The organism is Ochrobactrum sp. XJ1 (assembly GCF_024701725.1).
Classification (GTDB): Bacteria; Pseudomonadota; Alphaproteobacteria; order Rhizobiales; family Rhizobiaceae; genus Brucella; species Brucella anthropi.
In genome coordinates this window covers 290,500-306,795 of record NZ_VDGD01000003.1, presented here as the reverse complement: position 1 = coordinate 306,795, position 16,296 = coordinate 290,500, and the positions used below count along the sequence as shown (strand labels likewise).

The window sequence follows — 16,296 nt, the reverse complement described above, 5'->3', positions numbered from 1 at the left end:
CCTACGCCTTTATTTCTTACTGTGCCAGCACGGCGCTCGCGGTGCCCGCGAGTGCTGCGTCGTAATGTTGGACCAGGGCGTTCACGGCACCGGCGGTCACGTCGAAGACCGGGGTCGGATACACACCGAAGAAGATGGTGAGCGCCACAAGCGGGTAGAGAATGATCTTCTCACGCGGGCTCAAGTCGAGGAGCGCCTTCAGGCTTTCCTTCGTCAATGCGCCGAAGACTACCTGACGGTAGAGCCAGAGCGCATAAGCCGCCGAGAGGATGACACCCGTGGTTGCGAACAGTGCCACCCAGGTATTGACCCGGAACACACCGAACAGCGTCAGGAATTCACCGATGAAGCCCGAAGTACCCGGTAGGCCCACATTCGCCATCGTGAAGATGAGGAAGGCCACCGCATATTTCGGCATGTTGTTCACCAGACCGCCGAACGCCGCAATTTCACGGGTATGCATGCGATCATAGATCACGCCGACGCAGAGGAAGAGCGCGCCCGACACGATACCGTGCGACAGCATCTGGAAGATGGCGCCCTGAATGCCCTGCTCGTTCGCGGCAAAAATACCCATGGTCACATAGGCCATGTGGGCAACCGACGAATAGGCGATCAGCTTCTTGATGTCTTCCTGAACCAGAGCGACCAGGGACGTGTAGATGATGGCTATGACCGACAGCGTGAAGATCAGCGGAGCGAAATCGGCGGACGCCAGCGGAAACATCGGCAGCGAGAAGCGCAGGAAGCCGTAACCGCCGAGCTTCAGCAGGATACCCGCCAGAATGACCGAGCCTGCCGTCGGTGCTTCAACGTGCGCATCCGGCAACCAGGTATGGACCGGCCACATCGGCATCTTCACGGCAAAGGACGCGAAGAAGGCGAGCCATAACCATGTCTGCATCCCGGCAGGGAAGCTGTACTTCTGCAGTTCCACGATGTTCATCGTGCCAGCCTGCCAGTACATGGCCATGATGGCGATAAGCATCAGAACCGAGCCCAGAAGCGTGTAGAGGAAGAACTTCAAGCTCGCATAGACGCGACGCTTGCCGCCCCACACGCCAATGATGATGAACATCGGGATAAGGCTTGCTTCGAAGAACACGTAGAACAGGAACAGGTCGAGCGCGCAGAACACGCCGATCATCAGCGTTTCCAGAATGAGGAACGCGATCATGTATTCCTTGACGCGCTTTTCCACCGATATCCAGCTTGCGAGAATGCAGAAGGGCATGAGGAAAGCCGACAGCACCACGAACAGGACGGAGATACCGTCCACGCCCATGTGGTAGCTGATGCCGCCACCCATCCAGTCGATCTGTTCGACCATCTGGAAGCCGGGGTTCGAATTATCGAACCCTGCCCAGATGACGAGCGACAGGATGAAGACGAATATCGTCGTCAGCAGCGCGACATTGCGGATATTGCGACGCGAAGCCTCGCTGTCGTCCTTGATCAGAAGGATCAGTAACGCGCCGACAAGCGGCAGAAACGTGACCGTTGAGAGAATTGGCCAGTCGGTCATCAGAAAGAGCTCCCGAGCATCATCCAAGTGACGAGCGCGGCGACGCCGATCAGCATCGCGAATGCGTAGTGATAAAGGTATCCGGACTGCATCTTGACGACGCGGTTGGTGACATCGAGCACGCGAGCCGAGATGCCATCCGGGCCGAAGCCGTCAATAAGCCAGCCATCGCCACCCTTCCAGAACAAGCGGCCAAGCCAGCGAGCCGGACGTACGAAGAGGAAATCGTACAGTTCGTCGAAGTACCACTTGTTGAGAAGGAACTGGTAGAGGCCACGATGACGGGCAGCCAGCGCCTTCGGCGTTTCCGGCGAGCGGATGTAGAAGATCCAGGCGACGATGAAGCCGAGAACCATCGAGATGAACGGCGACAGCTTAACCCACAGAGGAACATGGTGGTATTCCTCAAGGATCTGGTTGGCAGCCGAAGTGAACAGCGCGCCCTTCCAGAATTCGGCATATTCGTGGCCGAAGAAGAGTTCCTTGAACACGACACCGGCAAAGAGTGCACCGACGCCGAGGATCAGCAGCGGAACGAACATGACGGCTGGCGATTCATGGACGTGATGCATGACTTCCGCCGAAGCGCGCGGCTTGCCGTGGAAGGTCATGAAAATCAGACGCCATGAATAGAAGCTCGTGAAGAGCGCTGCAACGATGAGAAGCGTCGAAGCGTAGCCGCTGGCAGCACTGTGCGAAGCGAAGACGGATTCGATGATCGCATCCTTGGAGAAGAAACCGGCGGTGCCGATGATCGTGCCCGGAATACCGAGGCCCGTAATGGCAACCGTACCGATGACCATCATCCAGTAGGTGATGGGGATCAGCTTGCGCAGGCCGCCCATGCGACGCATGTCCTGCTCTTCCGAAACGGCATGGATAACCGAACCGGCGCAAAGGAACAAAAGCGCCTTGAAGAAAGCGTGCGTGAACAGATGGAACACGGCGGCGCCATAGGCACCCACACCAAGCGCTGCGAACATATAGCCGAGCTGCGAACAGGTCGAATAGGCGATCACGCGCTTGATGTCGTTCTGCACGAGAGCGACCGTTGCCGCAAAGAAGGCAGTGGTGGCGCCGATGATGGTCACGACCAGAAGTGCGGTCTGCGACAGTTCAAAGATCGGCGACATGCGGGCGACCATGAACACGCCCGCGGTAACCATGGTAGCGGCGTGAATGAGAGCCGAAACCGGGGTCGGGCCTTCCATGGCGTCCGGAAGCCAGGTGTGCAGCAGGAACTGCGCCGACTTGCCCATCGCGCCCATGAAGAGCAGCAGACAGGTGATCGTGATCGCGCCCTGCTTGTCGAGCTGATAGCCGAGGAAGTTCAGAACGACCTGATTGGCATCGGCAGCGCCTTCAGCCGGCAGATAATTGGCTGCGGCAGCGAAGATCGTGTTGTAGTCGACCGACTGGAACAGCGCGAACACGCCGAAGATGCCGAGCAGGAAGCCGAAGTCGCCGACGCGGTTGACGACGAACGCCTTCATGGCGGCGGCATTGGCCGAAGGCTTCTGGAACCAGAAACCGATCAGGAGGTAGGAAGCCAGACCCACGCCTTCCCAGCCGAAGAACATCTGGACCAGATTGTCCGACGTGACCAGCATGAGCATGGCGAAAGTGAAGAGCGACAGATAGGCGAAGAAGCGCGGACGATGCGGATCGTGGTGCATATATCCAATGGAATAGATATGCACGAGAGCCGACACCGAGTTCACCACGACCAGCATGACGCCGGTGAGCGTATCGACGCGCAGTGACCAGTCAAAGGAAAGCGCGCCCGATGTCACCCAGTGAAGAACCGGGATGCGGACGGTTTCTGCATCGTGGCCAAGCGGAATCTGGAAGAAGACGACCCAGGACAGGATCGCGACGATGACCATGAAACCGGAAGTGATGTATTCGCTCGCCTTGGCTCCGATCTGATTGCCGAAAAGACCGGCAATCAGGAAGCCGAGAAGCGGAAGGAAGACGATCGCGTAATAGAGCATTTGCCCGTCAACCTTTCATAACATTGACGTCTTCCACCGCGATGGAGCCGCGATTACGGAAGAAAACAACGAGAATTGCCAGACCGATGGCTGCTTCGGCAGCAGCAACAGTCAGAACGAAAAGGGCGAAAACCTGCCCGACCATGTCGCCGAGCTGGCTGGAGAACGCCACGAAATTGAGATTGACCGACAAAAGGATCAACTCGATCGACATCAGGATGACGATGACGTTCTTGCGGTTCAGAAAAATGCCGAAGACGCCAAGCGTAAACAGGATGGCCGAAACGGTGAGATAGTGGGCGATACCGATTTCCATATGCTTATCCTCAGATGCCTTTGCCCGTTTCGACCTTCTTGATCTCGATCGCCGTTTCGGGCGTGCGAGCTACCTGGGTCGGGATGGACTGGCGCTTGACATTCGGCTTGTGCCGCAGCGTCAGAACAATGGCGCCGATCATCGCGACCAGAAGGACGAGACCAGCAACCTGGAAGTAGAAGACGAAGTCGGTGTAGAGAATGTCGCCCAGAGCAGCGGTATTGCTCCGCTCGGCGATATTCGGGATCGGCACGGAACCCTGCCCCAGCTTCGGCGCAAACATGTTGCTTGCGAACACGAAGATCAGTTCGCCGAGCAAGATCAGACCGACCAGAGCGCCGACCGGTGCATATTGCAATGCGCCGCGCTTCAGTTCGGAGAAGTCCACATCCAGCATCATGACGACGAAGAGGAAGAGAACCGCCACTGCACCGACGTAAACGACGAGCAGGATCATGGCGAGGAACTCGGCCCCGGTCAGCAGGAACAGAGCTGCCGCATTGAAGAACGTGAGGATCAGAAACAGCACCGAATGCACGGGGTTGCGTGCCGCAATCACCATGAACGCGCTTGCGATCATGATGAAAGCGAACAGATAGAAAAACGCTGCCGCAATACCTGTCAGCATGGGGATCCCCCAACACCTTTCCGTGAGCAAAGCCTTATTGCCTCGCTCGCTTTAGTCTTTGTTTGCCGCGAATATTCGCGAAACTTAAATTCCAGCAACAAGATGGGCCGCCCCTTCCTGTTGCCGCTTTTCAAACCGGATGCCGAAACGAGGTTTCAGCAAAACCAATCAGCGATATGGCGCATCCATCGCGATATTGCGCGCGATTTCGCGTTCCCAACGGTCGCCATTGGCAAGGAGCTTGTCCTTGTCATAGTAGAGTTCTTCGCGGGTTTCGGTCGCGAATTCGAAATTCGGACCTTCCACGATGGCATCCACCGGGCATGCTTCCTGGCAGAAACCGCAATAGATGCACTTCACCATATCGATGTCGTAACGCACCGTGCGGCGGGTGCCGTCGTTGCGGCGCGGACCGGCCTCGATGGTGATGGCCTGCGCCGGGCAGATCGCTTCGCAAAGCTTGCAGGCGATGCAGCGTTCTTCACCGTTCGGGTAACGGCGCAGCGCGTGCTCTCCACGGAATCGCGGAGAGACCGGGCCCTTTTCATGCGGGTAGTTCAACGTCGCCTTGGGCGCGAAGAACTGGCGCATGGAAAGAAAGAACGCGCCGACGAATTCCTTGAGCAGGAGCGATTTGGCTGCTTGAGCGAATGAAGCCATAGTTATTACTCCTTACGCCAGACCGAAGACTTTGAGGAAGGTCGCGGTTGCGACAACCATGAAGAGCGAGATCGGCAGGAACACTTTCCAGCCAAGGCGCATCAGCTGGTCGTAGCGGTAACGCGGAACGAAAGCCTTCACCATTGCGAAGAGGAAGAAGCAGAAGCAGAGCTTCAGCATGAACCAGATGATGCCCGGAACCCAGTTGAGGAACCAAACGTCAACCGGAGGCAGCCAGCCGCCAAGGAAGAGCGTCGTCATCAGGGCGCACATCAGCGTGATCGCCACATACTCGCCAAGGAAGAACAGAAGGAACGGCGTGGACGAATATTCGATCATGTGACCGGCCACGAGTTCGGATTCAGCTTCGACAAGGTCGAATGGCGGACGGTTCGTTTCGGCAAGTGCCGAAATGAAGAAGATCACGAACATCGGGAACAGAGCCAGCCAGTTCCAGTCGAGGAACGAAGCCGGAAGGCCAAGCATGGTGCCAAGGCCCGTATTCTGCGAAAGCACGATATCGGTGAGGTTGAGCGAGCCAACCGTCAGCAGAACCGTGACAATCACGAAGCCGATGGAAACTTCGTAGGAAACCATCTGCGCAGCAGAACGAAGCGCACCGAGGAACGGATACTTCGAGTTCGATGCCCAGCCACCCATGATCACGCCGTAAACTTCGAGCGAAGAAATGGCGAAGATATAGAGAATGCCGACATTGATATTGGCGATGGCCCAGCCTTCATTGACCGGAATGACCGCCCAGGTTGCCATTGCAAGCACGGCAGAAACGAAAGGCGCAAGGAGGAAGACACCCTTGTTTGCGCCAGACGGAATGATTGGTTCCTTGAAGACGAACTTCAACAAGTCGGCGAAAGCCTGGAACAGACCCCAGGGACCGACAACGTTCGGACCGCGGCGAAGCTGTACCGCTGCCCAGATCTTGCGATCTGCATAAAGCAGGTAAGCAACGACGATCAGCAATACGACGAGCAGAACGACCGACTTCAGCGCTATGATAAGCGCGGGCAAGACGTAAGCTGCAAAAATACCTTCCATTGTTCCGTCTCTCTCTCGCTTACTCGGCAGCCTGCTGGAAGCCGCCAGCCGCGAGCGCCGAGCATTCGGCCATGACGGCGGAAGCGCGCGCAATTGGGTTCGTCAGGTAGAAGTCCTTGACCGGGGAAACGAACGCAGCGCCGCCGCCCGGATTGGATGCTTTCGCTGCCAGCGCCACGAGATCGTCGGCGGAAGCAGGCGTGATGGTGTCGATGGCCAGCATATGCGGATAGTCCGCATAGAGCTTGGCGCGAAGCTGCTGCATCGAATCGAACGGCAGGCGCTTGCCAAGGCTGTCGGAAAGAGCGCGCAGGATTGCCCAGTCTTCCTTTGCCTCGCCCGGTGCGAAACCGGCGCGGCTGCCGAGCTGCACGCGACCTTCGGTGTTGAGCCAGGTGCCCGACTTTTCCGTGTAGGCTGCGCCCGGCAGGATAACGTCGGCAGCGTGTGCGCCGGCATCGCCGTGCGTGCCGATGTAAACGACGAAGCTCGAACCCTTTTTGGTCATGTCGAGTTCGTCTGCACCGAGCAGGAACACGACATCAAGATTACCCAGCATGTCGCCAGCCACCTTGCCGCCCTCACCCGGCACGAAGCCGAGATCCAGAGCACCAACGCGCGAAGCGGCAGTGTGCAGAACGGAGAAGCCGTTCCACTCGTCCTTGATGGCGCCTACGTCCTGAGCAAGCTTGGCTGCGGTCGACAAAACTGCAGAACCGTTTTCGCCGGTGAGCGCGCCCTGACCGATGATGATCAGCGGACGCTCGGCCTTGGCCAGCACGTCGCGGAATGCGTTTTTGCCAGCAGCGAGCGAGCCAAGCGTTTCAGCGCCAGCACCCAGATATTCATATTCGTAGCGCAGTTCAGCCTGTTCGCCGATCAGGGCGACCGGGAAATGACCCATGCGCTGACGCTTGCGGATGCGGGCGTTCAGAACAGCAGCCTCAATGCGGGGATTGGAACCGATGATGAGCAAAGCATCAGCGTTTTCAATGCCTTCGATCGTCGCGTTAAAGAGATAGCTTGCACGACCCAGTGCCGGATCGAGAGCAGCGCCATCCTGACGGCTATCGATATTGGCGGAGCCGAGCGAAGCCATCAGACCCTTCAGCGCATAGATTTCTTCAACCGAAGCCAGATCGCCAGCGACTGCGCCAATCTTGTCGGCGGAGGTTGCGGAGACCTTGGCAGCAATAGCGGCAAAAGCTTCCGGCCAGCTTGCGGCGGCCAGACGGCCATCCCTGCGAACATAAGGACGGTCGAGGCGCTGGGTGCGCAGACCATCCCAGATGAAGCGGGTCTTGTCGGAAATCCACTCTTCGTTCACCGCTTCATTGACACGCGGCATGACGCGCATCACTTCGCGGCCACGAGTGTCGACGCGGATGTTCGAACCGACCGCATCCATCACATCGATGGTTTCTGTCTTGTTCAGTTCCCACGGACGGGCCTGGAACGCGTAAGGACGCGAGGTCAGAGCGCCAACCGGGCAAAGATCGATAACGTTGCCCTGCAGTTCCGACGTCATGGCGCGTTCGAGATAGGTGGTGATCTCGGCATCTTCGCCACGACCGATGAGGCCCAGTTCAGAAATGCCAGCCACTTCCGTCGTAAAGCGGACGCAGCGCGTGCAGTGAATGCAGCGCGTCATCACCGTCTTGACGAGCGGGCCGATATATTTGTTTTCAACGGCACGCTTGTTCTCGCGATAGCGCGAACCGTCGGTGCCGAAAGCCATTGCCTGATCCTGCAGATCGCACTCACCGCCCTGATCGCAGATCGGGCAATCCAGCGGGTGGTTGATGAGCAGGAATTCCATCACGCCTTCGCGGGCCTTCTTGACCATCGGCGTATTGGTGAAGATTTCAGGCGCTTCGCCATTCGGGCCGGGACGCAGATCGCGCACGCCCATGGCGCAGGATGCCGCCGGCTTCGGCGGTCCGCCCTTTACTTCAACAAGGCACATGCGGCAGTTTCCGGCGATGGAAAGCCGCTCGTGGAAACAAAAACGCGGGACTTCAGCCCCCGCGGCTTCGGCAGCCTGAAGGAGCGTATAGTGATCGGGTACTTCGATCTCTGTGCCGTCAACCTTAATATTTGCCATCGCTTATCCAAACCTGCGGCTTATGCCGCATCTTCCAGATCTCAAACTTTCGAGCGGTCTTCTTCAAACCGCATGCAACTCGTTAAGCCTTATTCCGCTGCTTCCAGACGGATATTGCGGCTCTGAACGGCGTTGCGGGTATAATCGTCAATGCGCTTTTCAATTTCCGGACGGAAATTGCGGATCAGGCCCTGAATAGGCCATGCAGCAGCATCACCGAGAGCGCAGATCGTGTGACCTTCAATCTGCTTGGTCACATCAAACAGCATGTCGATTTCACGCTTCTGCGCGTTACCCTTGACCATGCGTTCCATCACGCGCCACATCCAGCCGGTGCCTTCGCGGCAAGGCGTGCACTGGCCACAGCTCTCGTGCTTGAAGAACGCTGCCAGACGGGCAATCGCCTTGATGATGTCGGTGGACTTGTCCATGACGATCAGGCCGCCGGTGCCGAACGACGATTTCTTATCGCGCATGCCGTCAAAGTCCATGATGGCATCCATCATGTCTTCGCCCTTGATGACCGGGCACGATGCACCGCCAGGAATAACCGCCAGCAGATTGTCCCAGCCGCCACGAATGCCGCCGCCGTGCTTTTCGATCAGATCACGGAACGGAATGCCGAGGCCTTCTTCGATGACGCAAGGCGTGTTCACATGACCCGAAATCTGGAACAGCTTGGTGCCGACGTTGTTCGGGCGTCCGATGGACGAGAACCAGGCCGCGCCACGACGCAGGATCGTCGGCGCAACGGCAATCGATTCCACGTTGTTCACGGTCGTCGGGCAGCCATAAAGGCCCATATTTGCCGGGAATGGAGGCTTCAGACGCGGCTGGCCCTTCTTGCCTTCAAGGCTTTCGAGCAGAGCCGTTTCTTCGCCACAGATGTAAGCACCGGCGCCGTGGGATACGAGAACATCCATATCCCAGCCGCACTTGTTGCCCTTGCCGAGCAGACCGGCTTCGTAGCACTCGTCGATAGCGGCCTGCAGCGCTTCACGCTCACGCATGAACTCGCCGCGAATATAAATATAGGCGGTGTGTGCGCCCATGGCGCAACCGGCGATTACGCAGCCTTCGATCAGCGTATGCGGATCGTGGCGCAGAATTTCGCGGTCCTTGCAGGTGCCCGGTTCGGATTCGTCGGCATTGACGACCAGATAATGCGGGCGACCGTCGCTCTGCTTCGGCATGAACGACCACTTGAGACCTGTCGGGAAGCCAGCGCCGCCACGGCCACGCAGGCCCGACGCTTTCATCTCGTCGATGATCCAGTCACGGCCCTTTTCGATCAGGCCCTTGGTGTTGTCCCAATGGCCGCGCGCCATGGCACCCTTCAGGGACTGATCCTTGAAGCCGTAAATATTGGTGAAGATGCGATCTTTATCAGCCAGCATGTCTCACCTGTTTCCGTTCGTGTTTGCCAATATCGAAGTCATCATACCGGCTTCTTTCCGAATACCTTGATGTATTCCTCGACGCCGCCCTTGGCCAAAGCCTTGGCCTGCTTTACCCAGTCTTCACGCTCGATGCGACCGTGGAAGCTGAGATAGCCGTCGACCCACTCGCGCTCGGCCTTCTTCCAGGAAGCGACCTGCTTGAAGGTGAAGATGCCCAGCTCATGCAGGGTTTCCTCAATCTTCGGGCCGACGCCGGAAATCAGCTTCAGATCGTCAACAGCTTCCGGACGCTCCATGGCAACCGGACGGTTCTTGTCATCAAGCTTGAATGCCTGCTTGCTGTCGACCGACGCGGCCTTTTCGGCAGCCTTCGACACCTTGACATCCGAAGGCGTCTTGAGCGCCGGATCGGTTTCAGGTGCATTGGTTACCGGCTTTGCAGCATTCGACGGAGCGACGTTCTTCGCTTCGTCGGCAGCTTTTGCAGCGGCTTCCGCCTTGGCCTTCTCTTCAGCTTCGGCCTTCGCCTTGGCTGCGGCGGCATCGGATGCCTTGCGGGTCTCAAGACCGACCTTCTTGTAGTCGAGATCTTCGGTCAGAGCGGTCAGGCCGTTGATCGGCTCGGACGTCACACGTCCATCCTGCGGGCCCGGCTTCACGGTGTCGCCCTTGCCAGCTTCAAAAGCATCGATGATTTCGGCAAGACGCTCCGGCGTCAGATCTTCATAGGCGTCCTTGAAGATCATGACCATCGGTGCGTTGGCGCAGGCGCCCTGGCATTCCACTTCTTCCCACGACAGCGTTCCGTCGGCATTGAGCTCGAACGGGTCGTGGTTGATCTTGTGACGGCAGACATCCATCAGCGCTTCCGAACCACGCAGCATGCATGGCGTGGTGCCGCAAACCTGAATGTGAGCGCGTGTGCCAACTGGCTTCAGCTGGAACTGCGTATAGAAAGTCGCGACTTCCAGAACGCGGATCAGCGGCATTTCGAGCATGCCTGCGACATGTTCAATAGCAGCTTTCGTGACCCAGCCGTCCTGCTCCTGCGCACGCATGAGCAACGGAATAACAGCCGACTGCTGACGGCCTTCGGGGAATTTTGCGATCGTCTTGTGCGCCCATGCCTGATTTTCCGCGTTGAACGCGAAAGCGGCTGGCTGGACGGCATCATCTGCGAGACGGCGAACGGACATCAGCGGTCAACCTCACCAAACACGATATCGAGCGAGCCAAGAATTGCCGACACGTCAGCCAGCATATGGCCGCGGCACAGGAAATCCATGGCTTGAAGATGGGCAAAGCCCGGAGCGCGCAGCTTGCAGCGATAAGGCTTGTTGGAGCCGTCCGACACGAGGAAGACGCCAAATTCACCCTTCGGTGCTTCAACTGCTGCGTAAACTTCACCGGCAGGCACGTGATAGCCTTCCGTGTAAAGCTTGAAGTGATGGATAAGCGCTTCCATCGAGCGCTTCATCTCGCCGCGCTTAGGCGGCACGATCTTGTTGTCGGCATTGGAAACCGGACCGACGCGCTCCTTGCCGAGCAGAAGATCAACGCACTGGCGCATGATGCGTGCCGACTGGCGCATTTCTTCCATACGGATCAGGTAGCGATCATAGCAGTCGCCGTTCTTGCCGATCGGAATGTCGAATTCCATCTCGTTGTAGCACTCGTAAGGCTGCGACTTGCGCAGATCCCATGCCGCGCCCGAACCACGCACCATGACGCCCGAGAAGCCCCATGCCCATGCATCTTCCAGCTTCACGACGCCGATATCGACGTTACGCTGCTTGAAAATACGGTTCGGCGTGATGAGATCATCAAGATTGTTGAGCGTATTGAAGAACGGATCGATCCATTTGCCGATGTCTTCAACGAGCTGATCCGGCAGGTCCTGATGGACGCCACCCGGACGAAAATAGGCTGCGTGCATACGCGCGCCACAAGCGCGCTCGTAGAACACCATCAGCTTTTCGCGCTCTTCGAAGCCCCAGAGCGGCGGCGTCAAGGCACCGACGTCCATGGCTTGCGTGGTCACGTTCAGAAGATGGTTCAGGATACGGCCGATTTCCGAATAGAGAACGCGGATCAGCTGGCCACGCTTCGGCACATCGATACCCAGCAGGCGTTCGACGGCGAGTGCATAGGCGTGCTCCTGGTTCATCGGCGCCACGTAATCGAGGCGGTCGAGATAAGGCAGAGCCTGAAGATAGGTCTTGGCTTCCATCAGCTTTTCGGTACCGCGATGCAGCAGACCGATATGCGGATCGACGCGCTCGACGACTTCACCGTCGAGTTCAAGCACCAGACGCAGCACGCCGTGCGCGGCAGGGTGCTGCGGACCGAAGTTGATATTGAAATTGCGGACCTGAGTCTCAGCCATGTTCAGCTTCCTGTTTGGCTGCAAGAGCCGCCAAGAACTCCTCGCCGGTCATCCGGTGGGTGTCATTGGCAAAATCGTAATTCGCAGGCTTGTTATCGATGAAGATTTCTTCGGCGAAATGAAAACGTTCCGGCTCGGCAAAGGCCTGCATCGAAACAACCGTCATTCCATCATGGACACCGCGCCAGAACAGCGACGAACCGCACTTCGAGCAGAAGCGGCGTTCGCCCCATTCCGAAGAAGAGTAAGTCGCCAGGGCAGCTTCGTTTTCGATTTCGACCGAAGTGCCGCAATTGACGGCCATGAAAGCACCACCCGACCAACGCCGGCACATGCTGCAATGGCAGACATCCATTTCCATCTTCACCGGAGAAGCAGTGAATTTCACCTCTCCGCAAAGACATTGACCGTTCAATCTTTCGCCTGCGCCCATGAGTATGCCCTCAGTTCGCCTTGGCTTTCTCGTCGCCCGGCAGAACGTAATCCGTTCCTTCCCAAGGCGAGAGGAAGTCGAAGTTGCGGAATTCCTGACGCAGCTGGACAGGCTCGTACACGACACGCTTCAGCTCGTCGTTATAACGAACTTCAACGAAGCCGGTGAGCGGGAAGTCCTTGCGCAGCGGATGGCCTTCAAAACCATAGTCGGTCAGGATGCGGCGCAAATCCGGATGGCCGGAGAACAGAACGCCGTACATGTCGTAGGTTTCGCGCTCGAACCATTCGGCACCAACGAAGACCGGCACTGCGGAAGGCACCAGCGTATCTTCGTCAGCCTGAACCTTGACGCGGATGCGCTGGTTCTGGCGCGGAGACATCAGCTGATAAACGACATCGAAGCGCTTGGCGCGCTGCGGATAGTCGACGCCTGAAATATCCGTCAGGTTGACGAACTGGCACTGCACGTCGTCACGCAGGAAGGTCAGAACGCTGATGATGCTCGCGGCCGGAACCGAAAGCGTCAACTCGCCATAGGCAAGTTTCGCCTCTTCGATCGCGTCGCCGAGGCGTTCCTTGATATAGCCGGAAAGTTCACCGAGAGCTTCTTCGCTCATTTTCCTAACTTCCTTCTTTAGAACTCACACCGCACTTGCCTTTTGGGAGGCCCTTTTCAGGGGATGGCAGGCAGTCGAACCCTAACAAAACTTGTCTTGCGCAAACCGGTCGATAACCGGCTCAGCGCTCAATCGTACCCGTGCGACGGATCTTTTTCTGAAGCATCAGAATGCCGTAGAGCAGTGCTTCAGCGGTCGGAGGGCAACCCGGAACATAAATATCGACCGGAACCACGCGATCGCAGCCACGCACCACCGAATAGGAATAGTGGTAGTAGCCGCCGCCATTGGCGCAGGAACCCATCGAGATAACGTAACGCGGCTCCGGCATCTGGTCGTAGACCTTGCGGAGAGCGGGTGCCATCTTGTTGGTCAGCGTGCCGGCAACGATCATCACGTCGGACTGACGCGGTGATGCGCGCGGAGCGATACCGAAGCGTTCGGCGTCGTAGCGCGGCATGGAAATGTGCATCATTTCCACGGCGCAGCATGCCAGACCGAAGGTCATCCACATCAGCGAACCGGTACGCGCCCAGGTAATCAGAGCGTCAGCGGATGTGACAATGAACCCCTTGTCGGACAGTTCGCTGTTCAGATCGTTGAAGAATGCATCGTCGGAACCGACAGGCTTGCCCGTGCGCGGGTCAAGAATGCCCTTCGGCTGCGGAGCCACGAGCGTTGTGTTGGCTGTGGTCAATCCCATTCCAGCGCTCCCTTCTTCCATTCATAAATGAAACCGATGGTCAGAACGCCAAGGAACACCATCATCGATGCAAAGCCGAACCAGCCAATTTCGCCAAAGGACACAGCCCATGGGAAAAGGAAGGCGACTTCCAGATCGAAGATGATGAAAAGAATCGACACCAGATAGAAACGGATGTCGAACTTCATACGGGCGTCATCGAAGGCATTGAAGCCGCACTCGTAAGCAGAAAGCTTTTCGGGGTCGGGCTGTCTATAAGCGACAAGAAACGGCGCAACCAGGAGGGCTACACCAATTACCATCGCAATGCCGAGAAAGATGACGATCGGCAGGTAGGAACTTAAAAGCTCGTTCATGGTCCTTTATCCGGCTTGAATACGAGGCTGCGCCGCCTGTCATAAGCTTTTTGGAGCTGACGACCATGCGACACATTGCATCTGTTGCAACCTCGTCGCCCAAGCAGCTTCAAAAGGCATGCCGTGCGAACTAAGCGCTTTTCGCCGGGACGGTTATCGCAGCGCGTTCGCAAGCGCAACCCCTCCGGCATGATCTATTGGGCAAAGACGAGCCAAGATGCTTAACAAGCCATGGCATCAAGCCCGCATATCCCACTGAAAACCCCTATAACATGAAAAGATCATAATTTCGTGAGGAAAAGTCGCACGGACTGGTCGGCTTAGCAATCGCCAGGAGAATCAATTGCCTGCAACTTGGGAATGAAAGTTGGGGGTTTCAGCTCTCGCTTTAAAATGAACTCATGGAGCAGCAGAAGCCGTCGCCCCGACCAGCCTACCGGGCAGATAAAGCACAAGCGATGCAGCTCCCTTGATTGCAGAGGCACCGTCTGCCAGCACCGCCTGCCCCGTTGTCTGCTTCTCCCGCCCGTTCAGAGCGTCCAGCGAAAGGCTGCCATCACTGACCAGAGCCATGAGCGATGGCGACGATGCAAAGACATTATGTTCGCCTCCATCCAAATCGGTAGCGTCGATCACCGCGATTCCATATTTCTGGAGCGTCGGAATACTGGTGCCGTCCCCTACTCGCGCATGGCCGCCCGTAATAAAGGATGAGACCCCGAGCGCGCGATCGCTGCGCGATGTCATCACCGCCGTTGGGCGCGGCATGGGATCGATATCCTTGATCTGCTTTTCGAAGACGTCGAGATCGATGTCCGGTGCGGCGAGCAACAGCGCATTGATGCGACGCAACACATTCTTTTCGCCACGCAGAGACAGGGTTCTCAGAGCCTCCATAGTCACGAAGCTGCCCATGGAGTGCCCGACGAGAACAATACGCTCCGCCTTGCTGCGAGCGACGAGTTCCAGCAATCGCGCCAGACCGTCACGTGCGAAGTCCGCACTGTCGCGATCATAGACATAAAGGCCCAGATCTCCGCCCGACGGCCAGGCATATTCGACCGCCACCGACTTCATTTTGTAATCATGGACAAATTGCGCAGTGCGGAATGTGCTGTCGGCAAAATTATTGTTGTAGCCATGCACGAAGATCAGGATTTCCTTGTCCTTCGGTCCCTGCTTCGCCAGGGCGGCATTCAATTGCGCGAGAAACTGCTCGGCATTGTCGTAAGGCTGGAATGCCGTGGCGGCGAAATTTTTGGCAGGATCAGGCTTGTAGCCGGTAGACTCAACCTGTCCTTTGACGTGAGCTGCCGGAATCCCGACATCAACCTGCGCAAAATTCAGCGTTTCCGAGCGCTTTGAATTGTAAGGCTGCGAGAAATTATCCGAGCGCTGGCGGCTCGTCGCAACATAAATAGGAACCACCGCCGCCGGTTTTGCAGGCTTGACGATAGCGGCTTCGGCTGCGGCCACCGATTGCGGGCTTGAATTCGGTCCATGCCACAGCACAGCGCGGGGTGTGCCACACCCGGCAAGAATCAAAAACGTTGCAAGCACACCAAGATAAGCGCGTCGGGTCATCGTCGCAGCGATCCGTTCCTGTCATCCGATTTCACGCGATTGAAAACAGGAAATTCGTTCCATGGCAATGCATGGACCAAATGGGCCGCTTCTCGCCAACCCAAATTATCGCGAAGTGCCTGCGGCGCGGACATTGAGAAATTCCGTTCGCGTTTATCGAGAAAGTTGGAATGGAAGCGTTCTAAATGCTGCAAGCTTTGCGAAGCCATGCCTTCAGATCGCGTTCGCCCCGGCTATCATGAAGCACATTGTCGGCCAAAGTATCGCAAGGAGGTGACGCATGAGCCATTATCTGCTCGCCAGCGGCGATCTTCTCGCCATTGCCGCGATCATCCTGTCAGTCGCCTATCTATCCTGGAAGCAGTTTTCCAAATAGCAGGCGTACGGTTCGGCGAAACAGCTACGCTCCGGCAATTCCATCAAGATTCTTTGAAGATGCGGCGACCCGAGAGACAAGGCGGTGGGCGCCACTTTCGTGTCAACGTTCAATCTATTGATTTGTTGAGAGGAAAGTGGCGCGAGTGACGGGGCT

At 57.3% G+C, this 16,296-nt stretch carries 15 protein-coding genes and 1 tRNA gene (1 of these 16 only partly in view); all 16 read right to left on the bottom strand.

The window, feature by feature from the left end; translation table 11 throughout:
- Positions 1-16: 16 nt before the first annotated feature.
- Complete coding sequence (locus FG152_RS06995; RefSeq protein WP_010661182.1) at positions 17-1,525, bottom strand: NADH-quinone oxidoreductase subunit M; 1,509 nt, start codon at positions 1,523-1,525, stop codon at positions 17-19.
- The gene (nuoL, locus tag FG152_RS06990) at positions 1,525-3,519 is read right to left on the bottom strand and encodes an NADH-quinone oxidoreductase subunit L (protein WP_012092258.1); all 1,995 of its coding nucleotides are present in this window, start codon (positions 3,517-3,519) and stop codon (positions 1,525-1,527) included. The genes FG152_RS06995 and nuoL overlap by 1 nt, the downstream gene beginning before the upstream one ends.
- Before the next feature lie 7 nt (positions 3,520-3,526).
- Entirely contained in the window at positions 3,527-3,835 is a 309-nt protein-coding gene (gene nuoK / locus FG152_RS06985) for an NADH-quinone oxidoreductase subunit NuoK (RefSeq protein WP_006466598.1), read from the bottom strand.
- Positions 3,836-3,845: 10 nt separating this feature from the next.
- Positions 3,846-4,463 carry an NADH-quinone oxidoreductase subunit J gene (locus tag FG152_RS06980; protein WP_010661180.1) on the bottom strand — a complete coding sequence of 206 codons (618 nt, stop codon included), beginning with the start codon at positions 4,461-4,463 and terminating at the stop codon, positions 3,846-3,848.
- Between the two features lie 168 nt (positions 4,464-4,631).
- Positions 4,632-5,123, bottom strand: a complete 492-nt coding sequence (gene nuoI / locus FG152_RS06975; protein WP_007874549.1) for an NADH-quinone oxidoreductase subunit NuoI — start codon at positions 5,121-5,123, stop codon at positions 4,632-4,634.
- 12 nt (positions 5,124-5,135) lie between these two features.
- Positions 5,136-6,179 (bottom strand): NADH-quinone oxidoreductase subunit NuoH, encoded by a 1,044-nt coding sequence (nuoH, locus tag FG152_RS06970; protein ID WP_010661179.1) that lies wholly within the window; start codon positions 6,177-6,179, stop codon positions 5,136-5,138.
- 19 nt (positions 6,180-6,198) lie between these two features.
- On the bottom strand, positions 6,199-8,283 hold the full coding sequence (gene nuoG, locus FG152_RS06965) for an NADH-quinone oxidoreductase subunit NuoG (RefSeq protein WP_036586855.1): 2,085 nt from the start codon (positions 8,281-8,283) through the stop codon (positions 6,199-6,201).
- An 89-nt stretch (positions 8,284-8,372) separates the two neighbouring features.
- On the bottom strand, positions 8,373-9,680 hold the full coding sequence (gene nuoF, locus FG152_RS06960) for an NADH-quinone oxidoreductase subunit NuoF (protein WP_010661177.1): 1,308 nt from the start codon (positions 9,678-9,680) through the stop codon (positions 8,373-8,375).
- A gap of 41 nt (positions 9,681-9,721) precedes the next feature.
- On the bottom strand, positions 9,722-10,879 hold the full coding sequence (locus FG152_RS06955) for an NADH-quinone oxidoreductase subunit E (protein ID WP_010661176.1): 1,158 nt from the start codon (positions 10,877-10,879) through the stop codon (positions 9,722-9,724).
- Positions 10,879-12,069: an NADH-quinone oxidoreductase subunit D gene (locus FG152_RS06950; RefSeq protein ID WP_010661175.1), complete on the bottom strand. Its 1,191-nt coding sequence runs from the start codon at positions 12,067-12,069 to the stop codon at positions 10,879-10,881. Before FG152_RS06950 ends, FG152_RS06955 begins: the two co-directional genes overlap by 1 nt.
- The gene (locus tag FG152_RS06945; protein ID WP_010661174.1) at positions 12,062-12,502 is read right to left on the bottom strand and encodes a GFA family protein; all 441 of its coding nucleotides are present in this window, start codon (positions 12,500-12,502) and stop codon (positions 12,062-12,064) included. The genes FG152_RS06950 and FG152_RS06945 overlap by 8 nt, the downstream gene beginning before the upstream one ends.
- 10 nt (positions 12,503-12,512) lie before the next feature.
- The gene (locus tag FG152_RS06940; protein WP_010661173.1) at positions 12,513-13,121 is read right to left on the bottom strand and encodes an NADH-quinone oxidoreductase subunit C; all 609 of its coding nucleotides are present in this window, start codon (positions 13,119-13,121) and stop codon (positions 12,513-12,515) included.
- A 121-nt stretch (positions 13,122-13,242) separates the two neighbouring features.
- Entirely contained in the window at positions 13,243-13,824 is a 582-nt protein-coding gene (locus tag FG152_RS06935; RefSeq protein WP_010661172.1) for a NuoB/complex I 20 kDa subunit family protein, read from the bottom strand.
- Positions 13,815-14,180, bottom strand: a complete 366-nt coding sequence (locus FG152_RS06930) for an NADH-quinone oxidoreductase subunit A (RefSeq protein WP_006466588.1) — start codon at positions 14,178-14,180, stop codon at positions 13,815-13,817. Before FG152_RS06930 ends, FG152_RS06935 begins: the two co-directional genes overlap by 10 nt.
- A gap of 399 nt (positions 14,181-14,579) precedes the next feature.
- Complete coding sequence (locus tag FG152_RS06925) at positions 14,580-15,764, bottom strand: alpha/beta hydrolase (RefSeq protein ID WP_029925027.1); 1,185 nt, start codon at positions 15,762-15,764, stop codon at positions 14,580-14,582.
- Positions 15,765-16,277: 513 nt separating this feature from the next.
- Positions 16,278-16,296: transfer RNA gene (locus FG152_RS06920), tRNA-Asp, on the bottom strand (it continues 158 nt past the right edge of the window).